The sequence below is a fragment of the Streptomyces sp. NPDC020983 genome, from assembly GCF_044333485.1.
Taxonomy (GTDB): Bacteria; Actinomycetota; Actinomycetes; order Streptomycetales; family Streptomycetaceae; genus Actinacidiphila.
Genome location: NZ_JBIRRA010000004.1, coordinates 265,484 through 288,913, shown reverse-complemented (window position 1 = coordinate 288,913; position 23,430 = coordinate 265,484). Strand labels below are relative to the sequence as shown.

The following is a 23,430-nucleotide window of genomic DNA, read 5'->3' as shown; positions in this document are numbered from 1 at the left end:
TCCTATTCGAAGTTCGGCCCGGCGGTGCGGGTGCGCTTGATCTCGTAGAAGCCGGGGATGGAGGCGACCATGAGCGTGCCGTCCCACAGCTTGGCGGCCTCCTCGCCCTTGGGGGCGGGGGTGACGACGGGGCCGAAGAAGGCGATCTGGGAGCCGTCGGAGCCGGGCACGGCGATGACCGGGGTGCCGACCTCCTGGCCGACCTTGTCGATGCCCTCCTTGTGGGAGGCGCGCAGCTCGGTGTCGTACGTGTCGCGCTCGGCGTGGTCGGCCAGTGCGGCGGGCAGGCCGACCTCCTCCAGCGCCTCGACGAGCGTCTCGCGGGACCTGGGCAGCGCGCGGTTGTGGAAGCGGGTGCCGAGCGCGGTGTAGAGCGGGCCGACGACCTCGTCCCCGTGCTCCTGCTGGGCCGCGACGACGACGCGGACGGGACCCCAGGCGTCGCGCAGGAAGGTGGCGTAGTCCTCCGGCAGCGTGTCGAGCTTGTCCTCGTTGAGCACCGCCAGGCTCATCGCGTGCCAGCGCACCTCGATGGGGCGGACTTTCTCGACCTCCAGCATCCAGCGCGACGTCATCCATGCCCACGGGCACAGCGGGTCGAACCAGAAGTCGGCGGGTGTCTTGGCCGGGTCGGCGGCGGTCGCGGTCACTTCGTACTCCTCGTCGGGGGGCGTCCGGGACGGGCCGGGCGCGGCTGGGCGAACCCCTGCCACAGCCGACAACGCGGCGGGCTCGGCCGCGCATTCCCCGGTCCGGCCGTCCGAGGACGTGCCCGTGCGGCCGCCCGGGCGCGCCGCGCCCGCGGCCGTACGCGCTGGTCGCCGCCCGGTGTCGGACGGCCGTGGAAGGATGCGGAACGTCAGCTGTCCGATGTGCCTGGGGTTCCTGGGATTCCTGGGGCATGAGACGAAGGAGTCCGCCCGTGCCCGGCGAGAACCTGAGCCGTGAGGAGGCCCGCGAGCGGGCCGCGCTGCTGTCGGTGGAGCGCTACGACGTGGCGCTCGACGTGCGGTCCGCGGTCGGCGCGGTGCCGGACGGCACCGTACGCACCTTCCGGTCCACCACGGTGATCGACTTCCGGTGCGCGCGGCCGGGCGAGCCGTCCTTCGCCGACCTCGTCGCCACCGAGGTCGCCTCGGTGCGACTCAACGGCCGCGACCTGGACCCGGCGAAGGTCTACGACGGCGCCCGGATCGCCCTCGACGGCCTGGCCGAGCGCAACACCCTGGTCGTCGACGCGCGCTGCGCCTTCAGCCGTACGGGCGAGGGCCTGCACCGCTTCGAGGACCCGGAGGACGGCGAGGTCTACCTCTACACGCAGTACGAGCCGGCCGACGCCCGCCGGGTCTTCGCGAACTTCGAGCAGCCCGACCTCAAGGCCCCCTTCACCTTCCAGGTGACCGCGCCCGAGGGCTGGACGGTGCTGTCCAACGCCGAGCCGGAGGGTGCCGCCGCGGCGGCCGGGGGCGGCGGCACGACGACGCGCTTCCGGCCGACGCTGCCGATCCCGACATACATCACCGCGGTCGTCGCCGGGCCCTACCACGTCGAGCGCGACCACTACGCGCGCGCCCTGGACGACCGCTCGACACTGGACATCCCGCTCCGCGCGCTGTGCCGCCGGTCGCTCGCCAAGCACTTCGACGCCGACGAGATCTTCACCGTCACCAAGCAGGGCCTGGACTTCTACCACGACACCTTCGGCTACCCGTACCCGTGGGGGAAGTACGACCAGGCCTTCGTCCCGGAGTACAACATCGGCGCGATGGAGAACCCGGGGTGCGTGACCTTCCGGGAGGAGTTCGTCTTCCGCGGCAAGGTGACGCGCGCGTCCTACGAGCACCGGGCCAGCGTGGTGCTGCACGAGATGGCGCACATGTGGTTCGGCGACCTGGTGACCATGCGCTGGTGGGACGACCTGTGGCTCAAGGAGTCCTTCGCCGACTTCATGGCGGCCTTCTCCCAGGTCGCGGCGACGCGGTACACCGAGGGCTGGATCACCTTCGCCAACCGCCGCAAGGGCTGGGCCTACCACGCCGACCAGCTGCCCTCCACGCACCCGGTCGTCGCCGACATCCGCGACCTGGAGGACGCCAAGCTCAACTTCGACGGCATCACGTACTCCAAGGGCGCCGCCGTCCTCAAGCAGCTCGTCGCCTACGTCGGGCAGGACGCCTTCTTCGAGGCCGCCCGGCGCTACTTCCGGCGGCACGCCTACGGCAGCACCGAACTGGCCGACCTGCTGTCGGTGCTCAGCGAGACCTCGGGCCGCGACATGCCCGCCTGGTCGCGCGCCTGGCTGGAGACCGCGGGCGTCAACTCGCTGACGCCGGACGTGAGCTACGGCTCGGACGGGCGCGTCGTGGAGCTCGCGGTGCTCCAGGGCGCCGACGACCCGGCGCACCCCCAGCTGCGCCCGCACCGCGTCGCCGTGGGCCTCTACCGGCGCGTGCCGGGCGGCGCGCTGGAGCGCTACGCGCGCGCCGAGACCGACGTGGCGGGCCCGCGCACGGTCGTCGCCGACCTCGCCGGGCAGCCGCGGCCGGACCTGGTGCTGGTCAACGACGACGACCTGACGTACTGCAAGGTGCGCTTCGACGCGGACTCGCTGGACACCCTGCGGGCGCACCTGGGCGACCTGTCGGACCCGCTGGCCCGCGCGCTGGCCTGGTCCGCGGTGTGGAGCATGACGCGGGACGGCCTGATGGCGGCCGGCGACTACCTCGGCCTGGTGCTGCGCTTCGCGGGCCGCGAGACCGACATCGGGGTGCTCCAGTCGCTGCACCTCCAGGCCCGCACCACGCTCACCCGCTACGTCGCGCCCGCGCGGCGCGCCCTGGCGGCGACGGAACTGGCGCAGGGCGCGGTGCAGGAGCTGCGGCTCGCCGAGCCCGGCAGCGGCCACCAGCTGGCGTGGGCGCGCTTCCTCGCGTCCGTCGCCTCGTCGCCCGCCGACCTCCAGCTGCTGCGGGGCCTGCTCGACGGCTCGGCGCGCATCGACGGCCTGGAGGTGGACCAGGAGCTGCGCTGGACGCTGCTGGGGGCGCTCACCGCGCAGGACGCCGCGCAGGACGCGGACATCGCCGCCGAACGGGCCCGCGACGACACCGCCTCCGGCCACCGGCACGAGGTGCGCTGCCTGGCGGCCCGGCCCTCCGCCGGAGTCAAGGAGCGGGTGTGGGCGGACGTGGTGGGGTCGGACGCGCTGTCCAACGCCCTCGTGGAGGCCAGCATCGCGGGCTTCGTGCAGGCCGGGCAGCGCGATCTGCTGGCGGCCTTCACGGACCGGTACTTCGCGGCACTGGAGGACATCTGGGCGTCGCGCTCGATCGAGATCGCGATGGCGGTCGTCAGCGGCCTCTTCCCGGGTCTCCAGGACCGCCAGGAGACGCTGGAGGCGACCGACGCGTGGCTCGCCGCCCACGAGGACGCCGCACCCAACCTGCGCCGCCTGGTGCTCGAAGGGCGCGACGACCTGGCACGGGCGCTGCGCGCGCAGGCCTGCGACGCGCGGGCGGCCGAGGCGGACCGCTCGGGCGCCGCGCTGTGACACCCCGCTGAGCAGGCGCTTCCGCGCGTCGCCCCGCCCCCGGGGGGCGGCCCGCGGATGCCGCTGCGCCCGCCCCGCGCGTCACCCGGACGGGGGAAACGGTGGTCGGCATCCGAACACATGGACTTTAGCGCGGTGTTGTCCGGTTTTGTCGACGGATGTGTAACAGGGGTTAGGGGCCGTACGGGGGACGGGAACGACGTCGCCATGAACGTGAACCCCCGCCTCCCCCACGGTCCCCGCGACTCCCGCTCCGCCGCCGCACCCTCCCCCGCCGGGCGCCCCTCCGGCGCCGGGTTCGCCGGGGACGCCGCCGGCCCCGCACCGCACGCCCCGGACGGGCGCCTGCCCGCGGGCGAGCCGGTCATGACGCTGCGCCGGCTGCGCGCACACGGCGTCCCGGCCTCCGTCGTGGCCGAGCGGTGCGGCCCCGACGGGCCCTGGCGGCAGCTGCTGCCGCAGGTCTACCTGCTGCACCCGGGCCCGCCCGGCCCACGGGAGCGGCTCCAGGCGGCGCTGCTGTACGCGGGCCGCGAGCCGGACCGGCGCGGCGGCACACCGCAGGCCGCGGCCCCTGCGGGCGCCCCGGGCCCTTCCGGCCCGGCTCCCGGCGGCGGGCGCGAGGCCATGGTGACCGGGCTCGCCGCCCTCGCGCTGCACCGCTTCTCGTGCGTGCCGCCGCTGTCCGCGCTGCTGCGGATCGACGTACTGGTGCCCCGTCAGCGGCGACTGCGGGACGCCGGCGAGGTGACCGTGCACCGCGCCCGCGCCCTCCCCCGCGCCCAGGAGGTGGCCGGGCTGCCGTGCGCGCCCGTGCCGCGCGCCCTGGCCGACGCGGTGGGCGGCCTGGACGACACCCGGTCGGTACGGCGGCTGCTGACCGAGGCCGTACGCGACGGGCACTGCGACGCCGCCGCGGTGATGCGCGAGCTGGGCGCGGCCGGGCTGCTGGACCACCCGCACGTGGCCCACGCGGTCGGGGCACTGCACGGCGCCGACCGCCGGATGGCCGAGCAGCGGCTCTACACGATGGTGCGCACCCACGCGCTGCCGGACCCGGTCTGGAACGTCGAGCTGCGCCTCCCCGGGGGCCCGCCGCTGGGCGCGGTGGACGCGTACTGGCCCGACCACGGCGTGGCCCTCGTGATCGAGCCGCGGCACGGCGGCCCGGCCCCGTACGACGCCCCGGACGACGACGGCGCCGCGGAGCACGACGGGGCCGGCGACCTCTACGCCGACCCGTACGGCTCGGGCGGAGCCCGGGACGCGGAGGCGTGGCGGCCGGAGACGGTGTTCCGGGACGACGAGGCGTGGTCGCGCACCGTCCGGCAGCGCGACCGGCTGGAGGCGCTCGGCATCACGCTCGTGCACGTCGCCCCCGCCGAGTTGCGGGACACGTGCGCGCCGCAGGCAGCCGTGGTGCGTACCGCGCTGGTCGCCGCGGCCGACCAGCTGTCCGCCGCCTACGTCGTGGTGACCCCGCGCTGATCCGCGGCCGCCGGCCCGTGGCAGGGATGCGGCCTTTGCACCGGTATGCCGCTCACCTGGCTGGCGGATACACGTCAGCAGGGCACCGGGCGAAGGTCAACGCACCACAAAGGGCGGCTTTCCCCGGCAGGGTGACGATCCGTACGGTCTGTTCCGCACAGTCTTCCGTTTTCCGTACACCGTCACGACGGCCCGAACAGGGATGCCCATGCCACTCGCTCACATATCCGGCACCAGACGCACGGCCAGGCTCGCACTCGCCGCGGGCCTGGTGGCCGCCCTCACGGCCGCGGGCCCCACGCTCGCGGCCGCCGCCACGCCCGAGCCGGCACCGCCCGCCACGACGCCCGCGACCGCGGCGCCGGCCGCACCCGACGGCACGGGCGCGCCGGGCAAGGACGCCGACGACAAGCTCGGCGCCGCCGACGCCGAGGCCCTCGCCCAGGCCAAGGCGGACGGCGACAAGACCGTTACCTTCATGGTCGCGGGCAAGCCCGGCACCACCGCCGAGATCAGCTCCCGCCTGCACGCCCAGGGCGCGAGCGTCGGCCGGACGTACGACCAGCTCGGCTACGTCCGCGCGACCGTACCCACCGCGAAGGCCGACGCGGCGCTCGGCGCGGCGCAGAAGCTCCCGCAGGTGCTGGCGATCGACCTCAAGCAGGAGATCCAGCTCGACGACCCGACGCCGTCCGCGGACACCACCGCCGCGGCACGCGGCAAGGGCAGGCCCGCGAAGACCTACCCGGGCCCCGACGCGCACACCCCCGCCGCGAACCCCTACGAGCCCGCCTTCGAGACCGGCGCGGTGGACTTCGTCAGGCACAACCCCGGCGCGGACGGCCGCGGCATCACCATCGGCATCCTGGACTCCGGCGTCGACGTCGGCCACCCGGCGCTCCAGAAAACCAGCACCGGGCAGCGCAAGATCGTCGACTGGGTCACCTCGACCGACCCGATCCTGGACGGCGACGCCACCTGGCGCCCCATGGTCACCGCCGTGTCGGGCCCCTCCTTCACCGCCTCCGGCCGCGCCTGGACCGCGCCCGCCGGCAGCTACTACTTCAGCACCTTCGCCGAGGCCGCCACCAAGGGCGGCGACGCGAAGGGCGACCTCAACCGCGACGGCGACACCACCGACGTGTGGGGCGTGCTGTACGACCAGGCGGCCGGCACCGTGCGCGTCGACCTCGACAACGACGGCGACTTCGGCGACGAGACCGCGATGAAGCCGTACAAGGACGCCTACCAGATCGGGCACTTCGGCACGGACGACCCGGCCACCGCGATCTCCGAGTCGGTCCCCTTCACCATCGAGATCCGCAAGGACGTCCCGATGGACCCCTACGGCGGCACCTGGGTGGGCAAGAAGGCCGACTTCGTCAACATCGGGGTCGTCGAGGCCGAGCACGGCACGCACGTCGCGGGCATCACCGCCGCCAACGGGCTCTTCGGCGGCGCGATGGACGGCGCCGCGCCCGGCGCGCAGATCGTCTCCTCGCGCGCCTGCACCTGGACCGGCAGCTGCACCAGCATCGCGCTCACCGAGGGCATGGCCGACCTGGTGATCAACCACCACGTCGACGTCGTCAACATGTCCATCGGCGGCCTCGGCTCGCTCAACGACGGCGCCAGCGCGCGCGACCTGCTCTACAAGCAGCTCGTCGACACCTACGGCGTGCAGCTGGTGATCTCCGCGGGCAACGACGGCCCCGGCGTCAACACCATCAGCGACCCGGCCCTCGCCGACCACGTGCTGAGCGTCGGCGCGTCCATCTCCCGCGAGACCTGGGCCGCCAACTACGGCTCGCAGACCACCGTGCCCTACGCGATGATGCCCTTCTCCGCGCGCGGCCCGCGCGAGGACGGCGGCCTCGCACCCGTCATCACCGCCCCCGGCGCCGCCGTCAACGCCATCCCGACGTGGGAGGCCGGTGCGCCCGTCGCCGAGGCCGGCTACAGCCTGCCGCCCGGCTACGCGATGCTCCAGGGCACCTCGATGGCCTCCCCGCAGGCGGCCGGCGCCGCGGCGCTGCTGCTGTCCGCCGCCAAGGCCCGGCACCTGACCGTCACCCCCGCGCAGCTGCGCACCGCGCTCACCAGCACCGCCAGGACGATCCCGGGCTTCCAGACCACCGACCAGGGCGCCGGCCTCATCGCCGTCACGCCCGCGTGGAAACTGCTCGAGCGTGGCGGCACCACCGGCACGTACACCGTCAAGGCACCCGTCGACACCGCCCTGTCGAGCTACCTGCAGACGCCCGGCTACGGCACCGGCATCTACGACCGCGAGGGCGGCCTGACCACCGGTCAGAGCCGCACCTACAGCGTGACCGTGACCCGCACGAGCGGCCCGTCCCACCCCGTGCTGCACACGCTGCGCTGGGCCTACGACGACGGCACCTTCTCGGTCGCGAGCCCCCTCGTGTCGCTGCCGCTCGGCACGCCGGTGACGGTCAAGGTCACCGCACGGCCGCGCACCGCCGGGGTGCACAGCGCGCTGCTGAACCTCGACGACCCGCTCACCCCCGGCACGGACACGCAGATCGCCGCGACCGTCATCGTCTCCACGCCGGTGACCGGACCGTCCTTCACCCTCACCCGCTCCGGGACGATCCAGCGCGACAGCACCCGCTCCTACTTCGTGACCGTCCCGGCCGGAGCGACCTCGCTGGAGGTCTCCATGGGCGGCCTCAAGGCGGGCAGCCAGACCCGGTTCATCACCATGCACCCCTACGGAGTGCCGCTGGACTCGACCCAGACCCCCGACTGCTACCCCAACTACAACAACCCCGCCAACACCTGCCGTCCCGACCTGAGGTCGTACGCGCAGCCGCTGCCGGGCGTCTGGGAGATCGAGGTCGAGGCCCGCAGGACCTCGCCGCAGCTCGACAACCCGTACACGCTCAAGGTCGCCGTCCTCGGCGCCTCCTTCGACCCGGCCGTGCAGACGCTGCCGACCGCCAAGGTCGGCGAGCCGACGCCCGTGAGCTGGACGGTCACCAACAACTTCGCGCCGATCAGCGGCGGTACGGTCGCCGGCGGGCCGCTCGGCTCCGCCGCCACCGACACGCCGACGATCGCCCAGGGCGACACCCGCACGACCAAACTGACCGTGCCGGCGGGCGTCTCGCGCCTCGACGTCTCGATCGGCTCCCCGTCCGACCAGCAGGCCGACCTCGACCTGTACGTCTACCGCGACGGGGTGCTCGTCGCGCAGAGCGCGGACGGGGACGCGGAGGAGTCCGTGAGCCTCGCGAACCCCGCGCCGGGCAACTACACCTTCGAGGTGGACGGATACTCCGTGCCGTCCGGCTCGACGACGTACACGTACGAGGACGTCTACTACTCCGCCGCCCTCGGCCAGGTCACGGTGGGGGCCGGCGCGCCCGTGTCGCTGCCGCACGGTGCGTCGGCGGTCGTCACCGCCGACGTGGTGGCCTCGGCGGTCGCGCCCGCCGGGCGCCAGCTGTTCGGGCAGGTCAGCGTGCTCACGGCGGGCGGGACGCCCGCGGGTACGGGATCCGTCCTGATCGCGTCGACGCTGCCGTAGCTCTTTCTTTGGGGGGCGCGCCTCGCTTCGGCGGGGGGCGCCCCCCTTTTTTTGCGCCCCCGTTCCGCGTGGTGCGGGTCGCTGCGCGGCCCTGCGGTGGGTGGGGGTCGGGGGGTTGGGGGTTGCTCGCGCCGTTCCCCGCGGTTCCTTTTGCGCTGCGGGGGTGCGTGGTGCGGTTGTGCGCGCGGCCTTCTGTGGGTGGGTGGTTGCTCGCGCAGTTCCCCGCGCCCCTGGGTTGCCCGGCGGGGCATCGCGCACTCCGTGCGGGGGTGGGGTCGGGTGCCACTCCGGGGGTACCTCCTCGGAATGCGCGTCTGACCTCTTACGGGATTAGTGGGCGGCGGGGTGCGCATTCCTGCGGGGGCACCCCCGGATCGTCCCCCTCCCGGGCCGGTGTGGCGGCTGCCTGTCGGTGGGGGTGAAGTCCTTGAGGGACCGCGGTTCGCCCCCGACGGCGGCGCACCCCCACAGGTGGACAGAAGTTGTCGCAATCACCTGCACGGGTGGTGGGGGTGGGAACACCCCGCGCCGCCAGGCGCGGGCACCCCGGCGGCGGGCAAGCCGCCAACGCACGGCATCCGGGCACCGCCCGAGCGCGGCGCCGCCAGGCGCGGGAAACCCCGGCGGCGGGGCAGCCGCGAGCCCCACCGCAAGCGGGCGCCGCCAGGCGTGGGCACACCGCGGTGGTGGGTCAGGTGGTCACGGACGGAGGCGTACGCAGCAGCGCGCGGGCGGGGAGGGACGTGGACGCCAGGGTCAGGGCGAGGGTGGCGGCCGCGAGGGCGAGGGGCTGGGCCGGGGGGATGTACGGCGTGGCGCCGGTGAGGCCGCGGGCGATGGGGACGAGGGTGGTCCAGGCGATCGCCCCGCCGATGCCGAGCCCGGTGACGGCCACGAGGAGCGCCTCGGCCCGCAGCATGCGCAGGACCTGGCCCCGGGTCGTGCCGGCGAGCCGGAGGAGGGCGAGTTCGCGGCGGCGGTCGAGGACCGTCATGACGAGGGTGTTGGCCGCCGCGACCGCGGCGAAGCCGCCGAGTACGGTCGCCATCACCCGGTTGGCCCAGCTGTTGAGTTCGAGGTCGCGGTCGGCCTGCGCCCGGTAGCCCGCGCGGTCGGTGACGGTGAGGCCGGGTGCGCCGAGGGCGTGCCGTACGGCGCCGGGGTCCGCCCCCGGGGCGTCGTGCACGAGCACTTCGGTGTCGAGGGCGGCGGTGGCGTGCGGGGCGACGGCGGAGTGGGGCAGCAGGAGCGAGCCGAGGCCGAGGCCGCGGCTGTAGACGGCGACGACGGTGGGCCGCAGCTGCGTGCCGTCGTCGAGCCACAGTGAGATGCGGTGGCCGACGTGCGCCTTGGCCGTACCGGCGAGGAGCGTGTCGACGGCGACGGTGCGCCCGTCCCCGGTGAGCGCGGCGAGGGAGCCCTCGCGGACACCGAGGTCGAGGACGCGCGGGAGCGCGGCGGGGTCGCCGTCGACGCCGAGGACGCTGGTGGAGTTGAGCGAGCCGCCCGCGCGGTAGAGGGCCCCGCTGCGGAGCACGCCGAGGGCGGTGTCCACGCCGGGCGTGCGCGCGGCGCGCGCGACGGTGCCGGAGGGCAGGCCGGGGCCGCTGCCGCCGATCACCTGGTCGGCGACGACGCCTTCCCTGATCTGCCGGGACGACTCGTGCACGACCGAGCTCTGCATCCACACCAGGGTTCCGGTGAAGGCCGTGACGAGCACGAGGGGCGTGATCGCGGAGGCGAGCCGGCGCGCGTTGGCGCGCGTGTTGGCGGCCGCCAGCTCGCCGGGCGCACCACCGGCGCGCAGGGGGATCCCGAGCAGCGCGGAGGCCAGCCAGGCGACGACCGGGCCGAGCAGCGCGACGCCGACCATGAAGCAGAAGACGACGCCGAGGGCGACGCTGGCCGCGTCGTCGCCGGTGGTGTGCGCGGCGACGACCGCGAGCGCGACACCGCCCGCCAGGGCGGCGGTGCCCAGCACCGTACGGACGACGCCGGGACGGCGGCGTTCCACGGCCGCCTCGCCGAGCGCGGCGCTGGGCCGCGCCTTCGCCGGGCGGCGGGCCGCGAGGCGGCCCGCGACCAGCGCGGAGAGCAGCCCGGCGCCGACCGCCGAGACCATCGGGATCCAGCCGACCGCGAGCGTCACGCCGTGCGGCACGGCGTCCTTGCGCACGAGCTGGTCGAGCCACCAGCGGGCCAGCGCGATGCCGGGCAGGATGCCGGCCGCCCCGGCGACCGGCGCGACGAGCAGCGCCTCGGTGGCGACGGTGCGGCGGATCTGCCGCGGGGTGGCACCGACCGCACGCAGCAGCGCGATCTCCCGCCCGCGCTGGCCGATCGCGAGCGAGACGGTGCCCATCACGACGAAGACGGCGGTGGCGGTGGCGATGCCGCCGAAGGACCCGCCGAGTGCGGTGAGCATCTCCCGCGCCTGGGCGAGCTGCGGCTGCTCCGCGGCCCCGCGCCCGTCCCCGGTGCGTACGTCGGCGGCGCCGCGGACCGCGTGCCGCACCTGGTCGGCGAGGTGGTCGGTGCTCACGCCGGGCCTGCCCAGGACGGCGACGGCGTCGGCGAACCCGGGGTGGCCGGACAGCCGGTCCGCGGTCGCGTCCGCGAAGTAGGCGGTGGGCGCGCCTGCGGGCGCGGTGAGTCCGGCGACCCGGTAGGCGGCCGTCCCGCCGGGCGCGTCGAGGGTGACGGTCCGTCCGGGGGCGGTGTGCGCGGCCCGCGCGGTCGCCGGGTCGAGGACCACCTCGCCGGCGCCGGGCGCGTGCCCCCGCACGACGTCGGTGCCGTCGACAACCCTGGCCGCCCAGTTGCGCCCCGTCAGCTGCCCGGCGCCCTGCACGGGGAAGGCCGTGTCCGCGACGGCCGTCGCCACCCCCGGCTCCGCGGCGACGCGCGCGGCGAGGCCGGCGTCCAGCCGCGGTGTGCCGGTGAGCGGCTCCTCCTCGGTGTCGGCGTCGTCCCCGTGCCCCGCATGGATCCGCGCCGCCGGATGCGGCGCGACGACGACCGGCACGTGCGCGTACCTCTCGGGCGCGACGTGCGCGGTCAGTCCCGTCTGCAGCAGCATCCCGCACGCGCTGACGACGACCGCCGCGAAGAACAGCGCGACGAACGTCCCGGCGAAGGACGCGGGCCGGAAGCGTACGGACGCCCTCGCGAGCCCGTTCACCGCAGCCCCCTTCCAGCACGGCGGCCGCCGTGCGCCGTCGCGGGCCGCCGCCCGCGCGGGCCAGGGGGGAGGGTGCGCGCGCCCGTGGAGACGCCCGCCCGGCGCGGGGTCGTCATGCCGCCCTCCCGGCGGACGCGGCGGCAGCCGTCAGCGCGACCATGCGGTCGGCGACCTGCGTGGGAGAGGGGGAGCGGAGCTCGCCTGCGAGGCGGCCGTCGGCGAGGAAGAGGACCCGGTCGGCGTGGGAGGCGGCGACGGGGTCGTGCGTGACCATGACCACCGTCGCGCCGAGCGCGTCGACCGCGCGGCGCAGCAGCGCGAGGACGTCACGGGCCGTGCCCGTGTCCAGCGCGCCGGTCGGCTCGTCGGCGAAGATCACCTCGGGGTCGGTGATGAGCGCGCGGGCGATGGCGACGCGCTGCTGCTGGCCGCCGGACAGCTGCCCGGGGCGGCGCCGCCCGTGGCCGGCGAGGCCCACCTCGGCGAGCAGGTCCTGGGCGCGGCGCCGGTCGGGGCGGACCCCGGCCAGCCGCAGCGGCAGCAGGACGTTCTGCTGCACCGTCAGCGACGGCAGCAGGTTGAAGGACTGGAAGACGAAGCCGATCCGGCGGCGGCGCAGCTTGGTGAGCTGGTTCTCGCCGAGCCCGGTGATCGGCTCGCCGCCGAGCACCACCTCTCCCCCGTTCGGCCGGTCGAGGCCCGCCGCGCACTGCAGGAAGGTGCTCTTGCCGGAACCGGACGGCCCCATGACGGCGGTGAAGCTGCCCCGCGGCAGCGCGAGGTCGACGCCGCGCAGCGCGTGCACGGCGGCGTCGCCGCGCCCGTAGGTGCGGGTGACCGAGCGGAGTTCGACGGCGAAGGCGCCGGGGGCCCTTCCGGGCGGGGAGGCGTCGGATACGGGGACGAAGCCGTGAGCAGCCATGTCCTCGACGCTACGGAGTGCCGACCGGGTGAACCATGGCGTCTCCTGGCCTCCTGGAGGTGGGGAGAACCCCACCGTGACCCACGGCAACGGGTGTGGCACCCCCCGCAGGGGGTAGGGCTGAGGTGATCGGCCGGAAAAATCCGGAAGTGGACCACGGAGGCTCGATGGACCGGGCACGGCTCGCCGCGCTGCACGGTGTGGACGTCACGTACAGCCCCGCGCCCGGGCGGGAGGTCGCGGTCGCCGGGGACACGGTGGTGGCCGTGCTCGCCGCCCTCGGCGTGGACGCCTCCACGCCCGACGCCGTACGCGCCGCCCTCGCCGCGTACGAGGAGCGGGCCGCCCGGCACCTGCTGCCCCCCTGCACGGTGCTGCGCGCCGGAGAGCCGCTGACCGGGCTGCCGGAGGGCACCGACGTCACCGTGGAGACCGAGGCCGGCGAGACGCTGGGCCGGCTGCCGGGCCGCCCCGGGCGCTACACGCTGCGCGCGGTCGCGCCGGACGGGCGGTCCGCGCGCGGCGACCTCGTCGTCGCGCCCGCCCGGCTCGCGGGCCCGCGCGGGCGGAGCTTCGGCTTCATGGCGCAGCTCTACTCCGTGCTGTCCCGCCGCTCGTGGGGCATGGGCGACCTGGGCGACCTCGCGGAGCTGGCCGCCTGGTCGGGGCGGGCACTGGGAGCGGGGTTCGTGCAGATCAACCCGCTGCACGCGGCCGTACCGGGGCGTCCCACCGACCCGTCGCCGTACCGCCCGTCCTCGCGGCGCTTCCCCGACCCGGTCTACCTGCGGATCGAGGAGATCCCGGAATACGCCTACCTGCCGCCGGACGGGCGCGCCGCCGCGGCCCGGCTGCTGACCAGGGCCGCGGCGCTGCGCGACACCGTGCTGCTCAAGGACAGCCTCATCGACCGGGACGCCGTCTGGGAGCTGAAGTCGCAGGCCCTGGAGCTGCTGCGGGAGGTGCCGCTCAGCCCCGGGCGGAGCGCCGCCTACGCCGACTTCCTCGCCGCGCAGGGCCGGGCGCTCGACGACCACGCCACCTGGTCGATGCTCGCCGAGCTGCACGGCCCCGACTGGCGCACCTGGCCCGCGGGCCTGCGCGACCCGCGCTCCGCGCAGGTGGCGCGTGCCCGCAGCGAGCACGAGGACCGCGTCGACTTCCACCGCTGGCTCAGCTGGCTGACCGACGGCCAGCTCGCGGCGGCGCAGCGGGCGGCACGTGACGCGGGGATGGCGGTCGGTGTCGTGCACGACCTCGCCGTGGGCGTCAACCCCGCCGGCTCCGACGCCTGGTCGATGCAGGACGTCCTGGCCACGGGCATGTCGACGGGCGCCCCGCCGGACGCCTTCAACGCCCGCGGCCAGGACTGGGGCCTGCCGCCCTGGCGCCCCGACGCCCTCGCCGCCGCCGGCTTCGCCCCCTACCGCGACCTCGTCTCCCGGCTGCTGCGTCACGCCGGCGGTCTGCGCATCGACCACGTCATGGGCCTCTTCCGCCTCTGGTGGGTCCCCGAGGGCCGCCCCCCGACCGAGGGCACGTACGTCCGCTACGACGCGGGCGCCCTCCTCGGCCTGCTGGCCCTGGAGGCGTACGAGGCGGGGGCCGTCGTCATCGGCGAGGACCTCGGCACGGTCGAGCCCGGCGTACGGGAGGAGCTCGCCGGCCGCGGCATCCTCGGCACCTCGGTGCTGTGGTTCGAGCGCGACTACGGCGCGGGGACGGCGCCGGACGGGGACGGGGACGGCGCGGCGGACCACCCGGACCCCCCCGGCGGGGGCACGGAGGCCGCGGACGGCACGGAGGCCGGGCGACGGCCGCCGCCACCGCTGCTGCCGGACGACTGGCGGGAGGCGTGCCTGGCCACCGCCACCACGCACGACCTGCCGAGCACGGCCGCCCGGCTCACCGGCGAGCACGTCGGCCTGCGCCACCGGCTCGGCCTGCTCACCCGGCCGCTGGCCGAGGAGGAGGCGGACGACGCGGCGGAGGTCTCCGAGTGGATCGGCCTCCTCGGCAGGCTCGGCCTGCTCCCCGAGGGCGCGGCCGGCGAGGAGGCCGTCGTACGGGCCGTCCACCGCTTCCTGGTGGCGACCCCGGCGCGGATGGTCGGCGTGTGGCTGGGCGACGGCGTCGGCGACCGCCGCCCGCAGAACCTGCCGGGCACGTGGGACCAGTACCCCAACTGGCGGCTGCCCGTCGCCGACGCGGAGGGCAACCCGCTCGCCCTCGAACAGCTCGCCGCCTCGCCCCGCCTGCACGCCCTCACCGACGAGATCCGCCGCGCCCTCGCCCACCCCTCTTAGGCACCCCCGGGCGCGCGGGCCGCCGGGGTGGTCACTACATTGGCCACGTGGACAAGAAGCTCAACAAGAAGGTCATGCGCGCCGGCGTCGTCACCGCGACCGCCACGGTGCTGATGCTGCTGTCGACCCCGGCGTTCGCGCTGGCGCACGACGACGGTGACGACCCGGGCTCCGGCCTGAGCGTCGCCCAGACCCTCGGCCTCTACGTCGCGATCCCGCTCGTGGCCTTCGCGGTCATCGCGGGCCTCGTCATCGTCACGGACAAGTCCCGCAAGTAGCCCGGCCCCTGCGGGATCGCCGGCGGTCCGCGCCTGAGGAGCTGCCACGTGCGGTGGCCCGCGCGGCCGTCCGCCGGCCAGGTCGGGCGCGCACGGCGTCCCGGCCCGCCGGGCCGCCCCCTGTCCTGGCGCGCGGTGCCCCGGGGGGCTGCCGGGCGCCGTGGCGTGCCGCCTTCCCGCTGCCGTGGCCGAGCGCGCCGTTCCCCGCGCGCCCGGTCCGCCGCCCCGCGCTCAGGCCCGTCGGCGCTCCCCGTCCCGGCGGGCGGGTGCCGCCGGTGCGCGAGGGTACCTGCCGCCCGGCGGCGATGGGACCGCGCGGCACACCACGACGACGGCGCACCACGGAGCCCCGGACGTCCCGGGGCGTACGCCTCACACCGCGGCGGACGCGGCGAGCAGGCGCCGCAGCAGCGCGGCAAGCCGGGGCCCCTCCTCCGGCGCCAGCGCGGCAAGCGCTTCGCGCTGGACGGCGAGGCCGGCGGCAAGGGCCTGGTCGACCACACCGACGCCCCGCTCCGTGAGCGTCACCCGCAGTCCACGGCGGTCGTGCGGGTCCGGCGAACGGGCCAGCAGTCCCGCCCGTTCGAGCTTGTCGAGCCGCCCCGTCATCCCGCCGGTGGTGAGCATGAGCGTCGCGGACAGCTCGCGCGGTGACAGGGTGTAAGGCGCACCCGCCCGCCGCAGCGTCCCCAGGACGTCGAACTCCCCCCGCCCGATGCCGTACCGCTGGTACTCCGCCTCCATCCGGTCGCCCATCACGCGCGCGATGCGGTAGACGCGCCCGTAGACGGCCATGGCGAGCGTGTCGAGCTCGGGCCGCTCGACGGCCCATTGCGCCGTGATCGCGTCAACGGCGTCACCGGCTTCTCCCGCGTCAGCGGCCCCGGCATCCCCGGCGGCATTTCCCATCCCCCCAGTATCGGGCGCGGGACCGCTCGACGGCAAGAAAGTAGCTTGACGCTAACTAGCTTGGAGCTAAGCTAGTTAGCGCCGACCTACCCCGGGAGACCCGCATGCCCCTGCGCCCGCGCCGCAGCCGCCCCCTGGCGGACCGCCTGCCCGGCGAGCGGTCCATGCTCGCCGCGATGGCCGTCGACGCGGTCGGCTCCGGCATGTACGTGCCCTTCAGCCTCGTCTTCTTCCACCACCTCACCGGCCTGTCCTTCGCCACCGTCGGCGCGGTGCTGAGCGTGGTGGGACTGGCCGGCATGGCGGGGCTGCCGCTGGCCGGGGCGGCGGTGGACCGGTACGGCGCGCGGCGGGTGCAGCTCCTGCTGTACGCGGTGCGGGGCACCGGCTTCGCGCTCTACCCCTTCGCCGCCGCGCTGCCGGCCTTCGCCGCCGTCGCGCTCGGCACCGCGCTCGGGGACCGGGCCTTCCCGGCGGTGCAGCAGTCCTGGATCGGCGAGGTGGCGGCGGGCGCGGACCGGGACCGCCTGCAGGCCGCGGCCCGGGCGCTGCGCAACGGCGGACTGGGCGCGGGCGCGCTGCTCGCGTCGCTGGTCGTCTCGCTCGCCGGGGACCGCGGGTTCACGCTCGCGGCGTGGCTGAACGCCGCGAGCTTCGGCGCCGCCTTCCTGCTGATGCGCCGCGTCCACGCACCCGCCGCGCGGCGGGGCGGCGCGGCGGCGGCGGTGAGGGCGAAGGCGAAGGCGGGCTACCGGGTCGTCGCGGCGGACCGCCCCTTCCTGGCCCTCGCCGGCGCCAACTTCCTCACCGCGCTGGGGTACTCCGCTCTCGGCGTGCTCTTCCCGCTCTTCATCGCCGGCCCGCTGCACGGCCCCGAGGCGCTGACCGGCGCGGCCTTCACGCTCAACACCGTGCTGTGCGCGGCGGGCGGCGTGCACGTCGCCCGGCTCACCCGGCGGGGCGGGGCGCGCCGTACCCGGGCGGCGGCGCTGGGCGCGCTGCTGTTCGCCGCGTCCTTCGCCGGGCTGGGACTGCTGGCCACCGCGCGGCCCGCGGCCGGATGGGCGGCGGGCGGACTGCTCCTGGCCCTGGTCACGCTCTACACGGCGGGCGAGACGGTGCACAGCCCGGCGGCGAGCTCGCTGGCCGTCGCCACCGCGCCGGAGGCGCTGCGCGGCCGCTACATGGCGGCGTACCAGCTGTCCTGGTCGCTCGCGGCGATCGTGGCGCCGTCCCTCTTCACCGCGCTGGCCGCCGCCGATCCGCGGCTGCCGTGGCTGCTGCTGACCGGCACCGCCGCGGCGGCCGCGGCCGTGCTGCTCCGGCTGGAGCGCTGCCTCCCGGAGGCGGCCGTGCACCTCCCGCCCGCGCCCCGCACCTGGACCGCCCCGCCCACGGCCCCGCAGCCCGCGCGCCCCGCCGTCACCCCCTGACGGCCCCGCGCCCCGGCACGACAGCCACCCCGCCGGGACCGGCCGCCGCCCGCGGCCGGCAGCACCCGCCCGACCGCACCCCGGCAGCGCGTGCGCCGGCTCACCCGCCGCTCCGCCGGGCGGCCCCGGGGTGGCTCACCCCGGGGCCGGCGGTGTCAGCTCGCGGCCGAGGCCGCGTCCACCGCCTGGGCCCTGAGGGCGCGCTCGACGCCCGCGCGGCTCTCGACGACCAGGCGGCGCAGGGCCGGGGCCGGGTCGGCGGTGGCGAGCCAGGCGTCGGTCGCGTCCAGCGTGGCCTGCGAGACCTGGTGCACCGGGTAGAGGCCGACGACGATCTGCTGGCCCATCTCGTTGCTGCGCTCGGCCCACACCTGCTTGATCGCGGCGAAGTACTTCTCCGCGTAGGGCGCCGTCAGCTCGCGCTGGTCGGCCTGCGCGAAGCCGGTGATGACGGCTTCCTGCGTGGCGTTGGGCAGGGTGTCGGACTCGACGACCGCCGACCACACCGCGGCCTTGGCCTCGGCCGTCGGGAGGGCGGCGCGGGCGGCGGCGGCGTGCTGCTCGCCCGCCGACGTCGGGTCGAGGGCCAGCTCCGCGGCGATCGCCTGCTCGTCGGCGCGGCCGGTCGCGGCGAGCCGCAGCAGCAGCGCCCAGCGCAGGTCGGTGTCGACGGCGAGGCCCTCGTAGCCCACCGAGCCGTCGAGCAGACCGGCGAGGACGTCGAGCTGCTCGTCGGTGCGGGCGGTCGCGGCGAAGGCGCGGGCCCAGGCGAGCTGGTGGTCGCTGCCGGGCGCGGCGGCGGCGAGGTGCTGCTGCGCGGCCGCCGTCCAGGTCGTCAGCCCCGTCTCGCGCCAGGCCGGGTCGGCGTACAGGTCGAGGGCGAGCTTGACCTGGCGGTGCAGCGACTGCACCACCCCGATGTCGGTCTCCTTGCCGATGCCGTGCAGCACCAGCTCCAGGTAATCACGGGCGGCGACCTCGCCGTCGCGCGTCATGTCCCAGGCGGAGGCCCAGATCAGCGCGCGCGGCAGCGACTCGGTGAAGTCGCCGACGTGGTCGCGGACGACGGCGAGGGACTGCTCGTCGAGCCGGATCTTGGCGTAGGACAGGTCGTCGTCGTTGAGCAGCACCACGTCGGGGCGGCGGGCCCCGGCGAGGTCGGGCACCTCGGTCAGCTCGCCGTCCACGTCCAGCTCGATGCGCCGGGTGCGGACGAGCACGCCGTCCCGCAGGTCGTAGGCGCCGACGGCGATGCGGTGCGGGCGCAGCACCGGCTCACCCTTGGCGCCGGCGGGCAGCGCGGGCGCCTCCTGGCGGACGGCGAAGGACGTCACGACGCCCTCGGCGTCGACCTCGATCTCCGGGCGCAGCACGTTGATGCCCGCCGTCTCCAGCCAGGCCCTGGACCAGGCCTTCAGGTCGCGGCCCGAGGTCTCCTCCAGGGCGCCGAGCAGATCGGCCAGCCGGGTGTTGCCCCAGGCGTGCCGCTTGAAGTAGGCCTGCACGCCGGTGAAGAACTCGTCCATCCCCACGTACGCGACGAGCTGCTTGAGCACCGAGGCGCCCTTGGCGTAGGTGATGCCGTCGAAGTTGACCTGCACGTCCTGCAGGTCGTTGATCTCGGCCATGATCGGGTGGGTCGAGGGCAGCTGGTCCTGCCGGTAGGCCCAGGTCTTCATGGAGTTGGCGAACGTCGTCCAGGCGTGGGGCCAGGCGGAGCCCTCGGCGTGCGCGAGGCAGGCGATGGAGGTGTAGGTGGCGAACGACTCGTTCAGCCACAGGTCGTTCCACCACTCCATGGTGACCAGGTCGCCGAACCACATGTGCGCCAGTTCGTGCAGGATGGTCTCGGCGCGCACCTCGTAGGCGGCGTCGGTGACCTTGGAGCGGAAGACGTACTGGTCGCGGATCGTCACCGCCCCGGCGTTCTCCATCGCGCCCGCGTTGAACTCCGGCACGAACAGCTGGTCGTACTTGGCGAACGGGTAGGCGTAGTCGAACTTCTCCTGGAACCAGTCGAAGCCGATCCGGGTGACCTCGAAGATGGCCTCGGCGTCGAGGTGCTCGGCGAGCGAGGGCCGGCAGTAGACGCCCAGCGGGACGCTGCGGCCGTCGCCCTCCCAGCTGCTGTGCACCGAGGTGTAGGGGCCGACGATGAGCGCGGTGATGTACGACGAGATCCGCGGGGTCGGCGCGAAGGACCACACACCGTCGGCCGACGGCTCGGGCGTCGGCGAGTTCGACACCACCGTCCAGCCCTGCGGGGCCCTGACCGTGAAGGTGAAGGTGCCCTTCAGGTCCGGCTGCTCGAAGACGGCGAAGACCCGGCGCGAGTCCGGCACCTCGAACTGGGTGTAGAGGTACGCCTGCTTGTCCACCGGGTCGACGAAGCGGTGCAGGCCCTCACCTGTGTTGGTGTACGCGCAGTCGGCGACGACCACCAGCTCGTTGCGCCCGCCGGGCAGCCACTCCAGGGCGATCCGCGAGTCCTTGAACACCTCCGCCGGATCGAGCGGCGCTCCGTTGAGCAGCACCTCGTGAACCTCCGGCGCCACGAGGTCGATGAAGCTCGTGCCGCCGTCGCCCGCGACGTCGAAGACCACCTTGCTCCGCGAACGGAACGTCCCCCCCTCCTGGGCCCCCGTCAGGTCCAGTTCGATCTCGTAGCCGTCCACAGTCAGCAGATCCGCCCGCTGCTGCGCCTCCTCGCGCGTGAGGTTCGTACCAGGCACGGTGGCCCAACTCCTTCTCGTCAGGTGAGACAGCCATCCTTGCACGCGACCCGTTCAGCCCGCGGAACCCCTGTGGACAACTCCGGCGCCGCCCTCAGCGGACACGCCGTCGCGCGGAGCAGGACGTAACGGCGCGGGCGCGCGGGACACACTGATCACCCAGGGTGACGAACAGGACGCACGGCGTCACGGGGCGGCCCGCCCGGTGCCGGTGGACACCGCGGGGGCCCCCGTGACACACGAAGGCCCGGATCTCAGGCCGATATGCCGTCGATCCGGGCCAGGGCGTCGTCAGCGCCGAAGGGTTGCAGGTATGGCAGCCACCGCGGGTCCCGGTGGCCGGTCCCGATGATGCGCCAGGCCAGTCCGGTGGGCGGCGCGGGTTGGTGGCGCAGCCGCCAGCCGAGCTCGGCGACGTGGCGGTCGGCCTTGACGTGGTTGCAGCGCCGGCACGCGGCCACCACGTTCTCCCAGGCGTGCTGGCCGCCGCGGCTGCGCGGGATCACGTGGTCGACGCTGGTGGCGGCCCCGCCGCAGTAGGCGCAGCGGCCGCCGTCGCGGGCGAAGAGGGCCCGCCGGGTGAGCGGGACGGTGCCGCGGAAGGGCACGCGGACGAATTTGGTGAGCTTGACGACACTGGGCGCCGGCAGCGCCTCTGTCTCGCTGTGCAGGTAGGCGCCGGATTCCTCAAGGCACACGGCCTTGTTGTTGAGCACGAGGACAAGCGCACGGCGGAGCGGTACGACGCCGAGCGGCTCGTACGACGCGTTCAGGACCAGGACATGCGGCACGTATGCCTCCTTTAACGCCGGCGGCGCGTGGCTCGCGCCGGGACGATCCGTCTCAGTCTCTCCGGAAGGCGGGGCGAGGCGCCACCATGCCCGGGTAACGGTGCGAGGGTGTTTTGGACCACACCGCTGGGCCCCGGCAGGTGCCGCTCCCCTGGTTATCCCCCCTTCTTCCCACTTTCTCTCCCCCTCCGGGAGGCTTTCCGCCCCTCGGACGGTGCAACGGAACGGCATCGGTCCTTCGTTACTGTGGATGCTTCGCACACTCCGGAGGTCCCCGCCCGTGTCCACCGCGACGCCCCCACCCGCCGCCCCTCTCGACTCCGTCTCCCAGACCGCCTCGCAGGCCGGCAGCTGGGTCGACGACAACTGGGCCGGATGGCTGAGCGCGGGCCTGCGGATCGTGCTGATCCTGGTCATCGCGGTCGCACTGCGCACCATCGTGCGGCGCACGATCAGCAAGCTCATCGACCGGATGAACCGCGGCGCGGAGGCGGCGGCCGCCACCGCGCTGGGCGGCCTGCTGGTGAACGCGGAGCGGCGGCGGCAGCGCAGCGAGGCCATCGGCTCGGTGCTGCGCAGCGTGGCGTCCTTCCTGATCCTCGGCACCGCGGCGCTGACCGTGCTGTCGGTGCTGCGCATCGACCTGGCCCCGCTGCTGGCCAGCGCCGGTGTCGCCGGTGTCGCGATCGGTTTCGGCGCCCGCAACCTGGTGACGGACTTCCTGTCCGGCGTGTTCATGATCCTGGAGGACCAGTACGGCGTCGGCGACGTCATCGACGCGGGCGTGGCGTCCGGCACGGTCGTCGAGGTGGGTCTGCGGGTGACCAAGCTGCGCGGCGACAACGGCGAGATCTGGTACGTGCGCAACGGCGAGGTCAAGCGGATCGGCAACCTCAGCCAGGGCTGGGCGACGGCGGCGGTGGACGTCCAGGTGGGCGCCGGGGCCGACCTCGTCCGGGCACGCACGGTGATCACCGAGACCGCGGACGTCATGGGCAAGGAGGACCCCTGGGACGAGTACCTGTGGGAGCCCGTGAAGGTGCTGGGCCTGGAGTCGGTGGGCCCGGAATTCTCGGTGATCCAGCTCCAGGCGAAGACCATGCCGGGCAAGGCCGCGCCGGTCGCCCGCGAGCTGCGCTGGCGGATCAAGCAGGCCTTCGACCGCGAGGGCATCCCGCTGTCCGGCGGCGCCCCCGCCGCGACGGTGACCGACCCCGCGGCCGAGGCCGCCGAGGGCGCCCCGATGGCGCCCGGCGCCGACGAGTCCGCCCCGCCGCCCGCGGGCCAGCGCCCGGCGGCCGTACCGCCGCCGGCCGCCGGCGAGGACTGAGCCCGCTCCCTTTTCGGGGATCCGGGGCCGGCGGATTCTTTTCCCGGATCCGGCGCCCGCGCGAACCGCCGGAAACACCCTCCCGGAGGTCCGGAATTACCGGCCGTTCGGGATTTGACAAGATCGCCGACGCCCCCGCTACCCTGCTCCGGCTTGAACATGTCACCCGCGTGCGGGTATGCACGCGGGCCGGAATCGGGGGTTCCTATTTCCATTCGGAGAATTCTGGCTGCCTTGGCCATCGCGTCCGCGGCGTTCACTCTCGCCGCCTGCGGACCCGACGACCCGGTGGCCGACGACACCGGCAGCCCGAGCGCGGGGGCCGGCAGCAGCGCCACACCCAAGGCGCCCAAGGCGACCGCGGCGGGCGAGGACCACAACTCCTGCCCGACCCTGGCGCCCGGCCACTCCTACATCTGGGTCAACAACGTGGAGGGCGCGATGAACAACGTCATCGCGCGCGAAGCGAAGGCCGCATGCGATCCGACGACGAACGAGGGCGCGGCGTACCACCCGGTGGGTGCCCTCAAGACCTACGCCCTCTCGCTCAGTGCGAAGATCACGGTCATCGGGGAGAACGGGCCCGAGACCCGCGGGGCCACGGAAGGTCCCCGGACGGGTATCGCGCACGTGAAGACGTGCGCCGACCCGAACGGCGACACCTGGGACGGCGGCCAGGCGGCGAAGTCCAAGGAGTACTGCTACGGACAGAACTTCTACGACGTCGTCCTGGACGGCAGCACGATCACCGAGATGACCGAGCTCTACGGCTCCTGACACCGGTGACACCGGCCGGAGAGCCCGTTCTCCGGCCCCTCGCCCGCGCGGACCGGCCGGGTGGCCCGTACCCCGGCCGCACACGCACCGCGCGCACGTACGCACACACAGACGGCCGGGGGGCCCGTACCCCGGCCGTTTCCCGTGTCCGCGGCGGCGCCGGTAACGACTCGGCCCACT

14 protein-coding genes are annotated in these 23,430 nt (G+C 75.0%); 8 read left to right on the top strand and 6 right to left on the bottom strand.

Annotated features, from left to right (window positions below):
• Positions 1 to 2: 2 nt before the first annotated feature.
• Positions 3 to 650 (bottom strand): DsbA family protein, encoded by a 648-nt coding sequence (locus tag ACH4SE_RS10300; RefSeq protein ID WP_398542890.1) that lies wholly within the window; start codon positions 648 to 650, stop codon positions 3 to 5.
• Between the two features lie 272 nt (positions 651 to 922).
• Here ACH4SE_RS10300 and pepN (ACH4SE_RS10295) point away from each other — a divergent pair, with 272 nt between their 5' ends.
• From pepN (ACH4SE_RS10295) to ACH4SE_RS10285, 3 genes are all read left to right on the top strand, one after another.
• The gene (pepN, locus tag ACH4SE_RS10295; protein ID WP_398542889.1) at positions 923 to 3,550 is read left to right on the top strand and encodes an aminopeptidase N; all 2,628 of its coding nucleotides are present in this window, start codon (positions 923 to 925) and stop codon (positions 3,548 to 3,550) included.
• A gap of 366 nt (positions 3,551 to 3,916) precedes the next feature.
• Positions 3,917 to 5,038: a hypothetical protein gene (locus ACH4SE_RS10290; protein ID WP_398543193.1), complete on the top strand. Its 1,122-nt coding sequence runs from the start codon at positions 3,917 to 3,919 to the stop codon at positions 5,036 to 5,038.
• Positions 5,039 to 5,246: 208 nt separating this feature from the next.
• Positions 5,247 to 8,591, top strand: a complete 3,345-nt coding sequence (locus tag ACH4SE_RS10285; RefSeq protein ID WP_398542888.1) for a S8 family serine peptidase — start codon at positions 5,247 to 5,249, stop codon at positions 8,589 to 8,591.
• Between the two features lie 691 nt (positions 8,592 to 9,282).
• Here the strand turns inward: ACH4SE_RS10285 and ACH4SE_RS10280 are convergent.
• Complete coding sequence (locus tag ACH4SE_RS10280) at positions 9,283 to 11,772, bottom strand: FtsX-like permease family protein (RefSeq protein ID WP_398542887.1); 2,490 nt, start codon at positions 11,770 to 11,772, stop codon at positions 9,283 to 9,285.
• 112 nt (positions 11,773 to 11,884) lie between these two features.
• Positions 11,885 to 12,694, bottom strand: coding sequence for an ABC transporter ATP-binding protein (locus ACH4SE_RS10275; protein ID WP_398542886.1), 810 nt, complete (start codon positions 12,692 to 12,694; stop codon positions 11,885 to 11,887).
• Between the two features lie 167 nt (positions 12,695 to 12,861).
• On the opposite strand from ACH4SE_RS10275, the gene malQ reads away from it, so the two are divergent.
• Together malQ and ACH4SE_RS10265 are read left to right on the top strand one after the other, a co-directional pair.
• Positions 12,862 to 15,000, top strand: coding sequence for a 4-alpha-glucanotransferase (gene malQ, locus ACH4SE_RS10270; protein WP_398543192.1), 2,139 nt, complete (start codon positions 12,862 to 12,864; stop codon positions 14,998 to 15,000).
• Positions 15,001 to 15,047: 47 nt separating this feature from the next.
• The gene (locus tag ACH4SE_RS10265; protein ID WP_398542885.1) at positions 15,048 to 15,278 is read left to right on the top strand and encodes a hypothetical protein; all 231 of its coding nucleotides are present in this window, start codon (positions 15,048 to 15,050) and stop codon (positions 15,276 to 15,278) included.
• A gap of 372 nt (positions 15,279 to 15,650) precedes the next feature.
• On the opposite strand, the gene ACH4SE_RS10260 is transcribed toward ACH4SE_RS10265, so the two are convergent.
• Positions 15,651 to 16,187 carry a MarR family winged helix-turn-helix transcriptional regulator gene (locus ACH4SE_RS10260; protein ID WP_398542884.1) on the bottom strand — a complete coding sequence of 179 codons (537 nt, stop codon included), beginning with the start codon at positions 16,185 to 16,187 and terminating at the stop codon, positions 15,651 to 15,653.
• 104 nt (positions 16,188 to 16,291) lie between these two features.
• On the opposite strand from ACH4SE_RS10260, the gene ACH4SE_RS10255 reads away from it, so the two are divergent.
• A complete protein-coding gene (locus ACH4SE_RS10255) occupies positions 16,292 to 17,620 on the top strand; it encodes an MFS transporter (protein ID WP_398542883.1) in 1,329 nt (442 codons plus the stop codon).
• 155 nt (positions 17,621 to 17,775) lie between these two features.
• On the opposite strand, the gene pepN (ACH4SE_RS10250) is transcribed toward ACH4SE_RS10255, so the two are convergent.
• Positions 17,776 to 20,352 carry an aminopeptidase N gene (gene pepN, locus ACH4SE_RS10250; RefSeq protein WP_398542882.1) on the bottom strand — a complete coding sequence of 859 codons (2,577 nt, stop codon included), beginning with the start codon at positions 20,350 to 20,352 and terminating at the stop codon, positions 17,776 to 17,778.
• Positions 20,353 to 20,606: 254 nt separating this feature from the next.
• Complete coding sequence (locus ACH4SE_RS10245) at positions 20,607 to 21,143, bottom strand: HNH endonuclease (RefSeq protein ID WP_398443084.1); 537 nt, start codon at positions 21,141 to 21,143, stop codon at positions 20,607 to 20,609.
• Positions 21,144 to 21,393: 250 nt separating this feature from the next.
• Here ACH4SE_RS10245 and ACH4SE_RS10240 point away from each other — a divergent pair, with 250 nt between their 5' ends.
• Both ACH4SE_RS10240 and ACH4SE_RS10235 read left to right on the top strand, forming a co-directional pair.
• Entirely contained in the window at positions 21,394 to 22,473 is a 1,080-nt protein-coding gene (locus tag ACH4SE_RS10240; RefSeq protein ID WP_398542881.1) for a mechanosensitive ion channel family protein, read from the top strand.
• A gap of 234 nt (positions 22,474 to 22,707) precedes the next feature.
• Positions 22,708 to 23,250 carry a hypothetical protein gene (locus ACH4SE_RS10235; RefSeq protein ID WP_398542880.1) on the top strand — a complete coding sequence of 181 codons (543 nt, stop codon included), beginning with the start codon at positions 22,708 to 22,710 and terminating at the stop codon, positions 23,248 to 23,250.
• Positions 23,251 to 23,430: the final 180 nt, after the last annotated feature.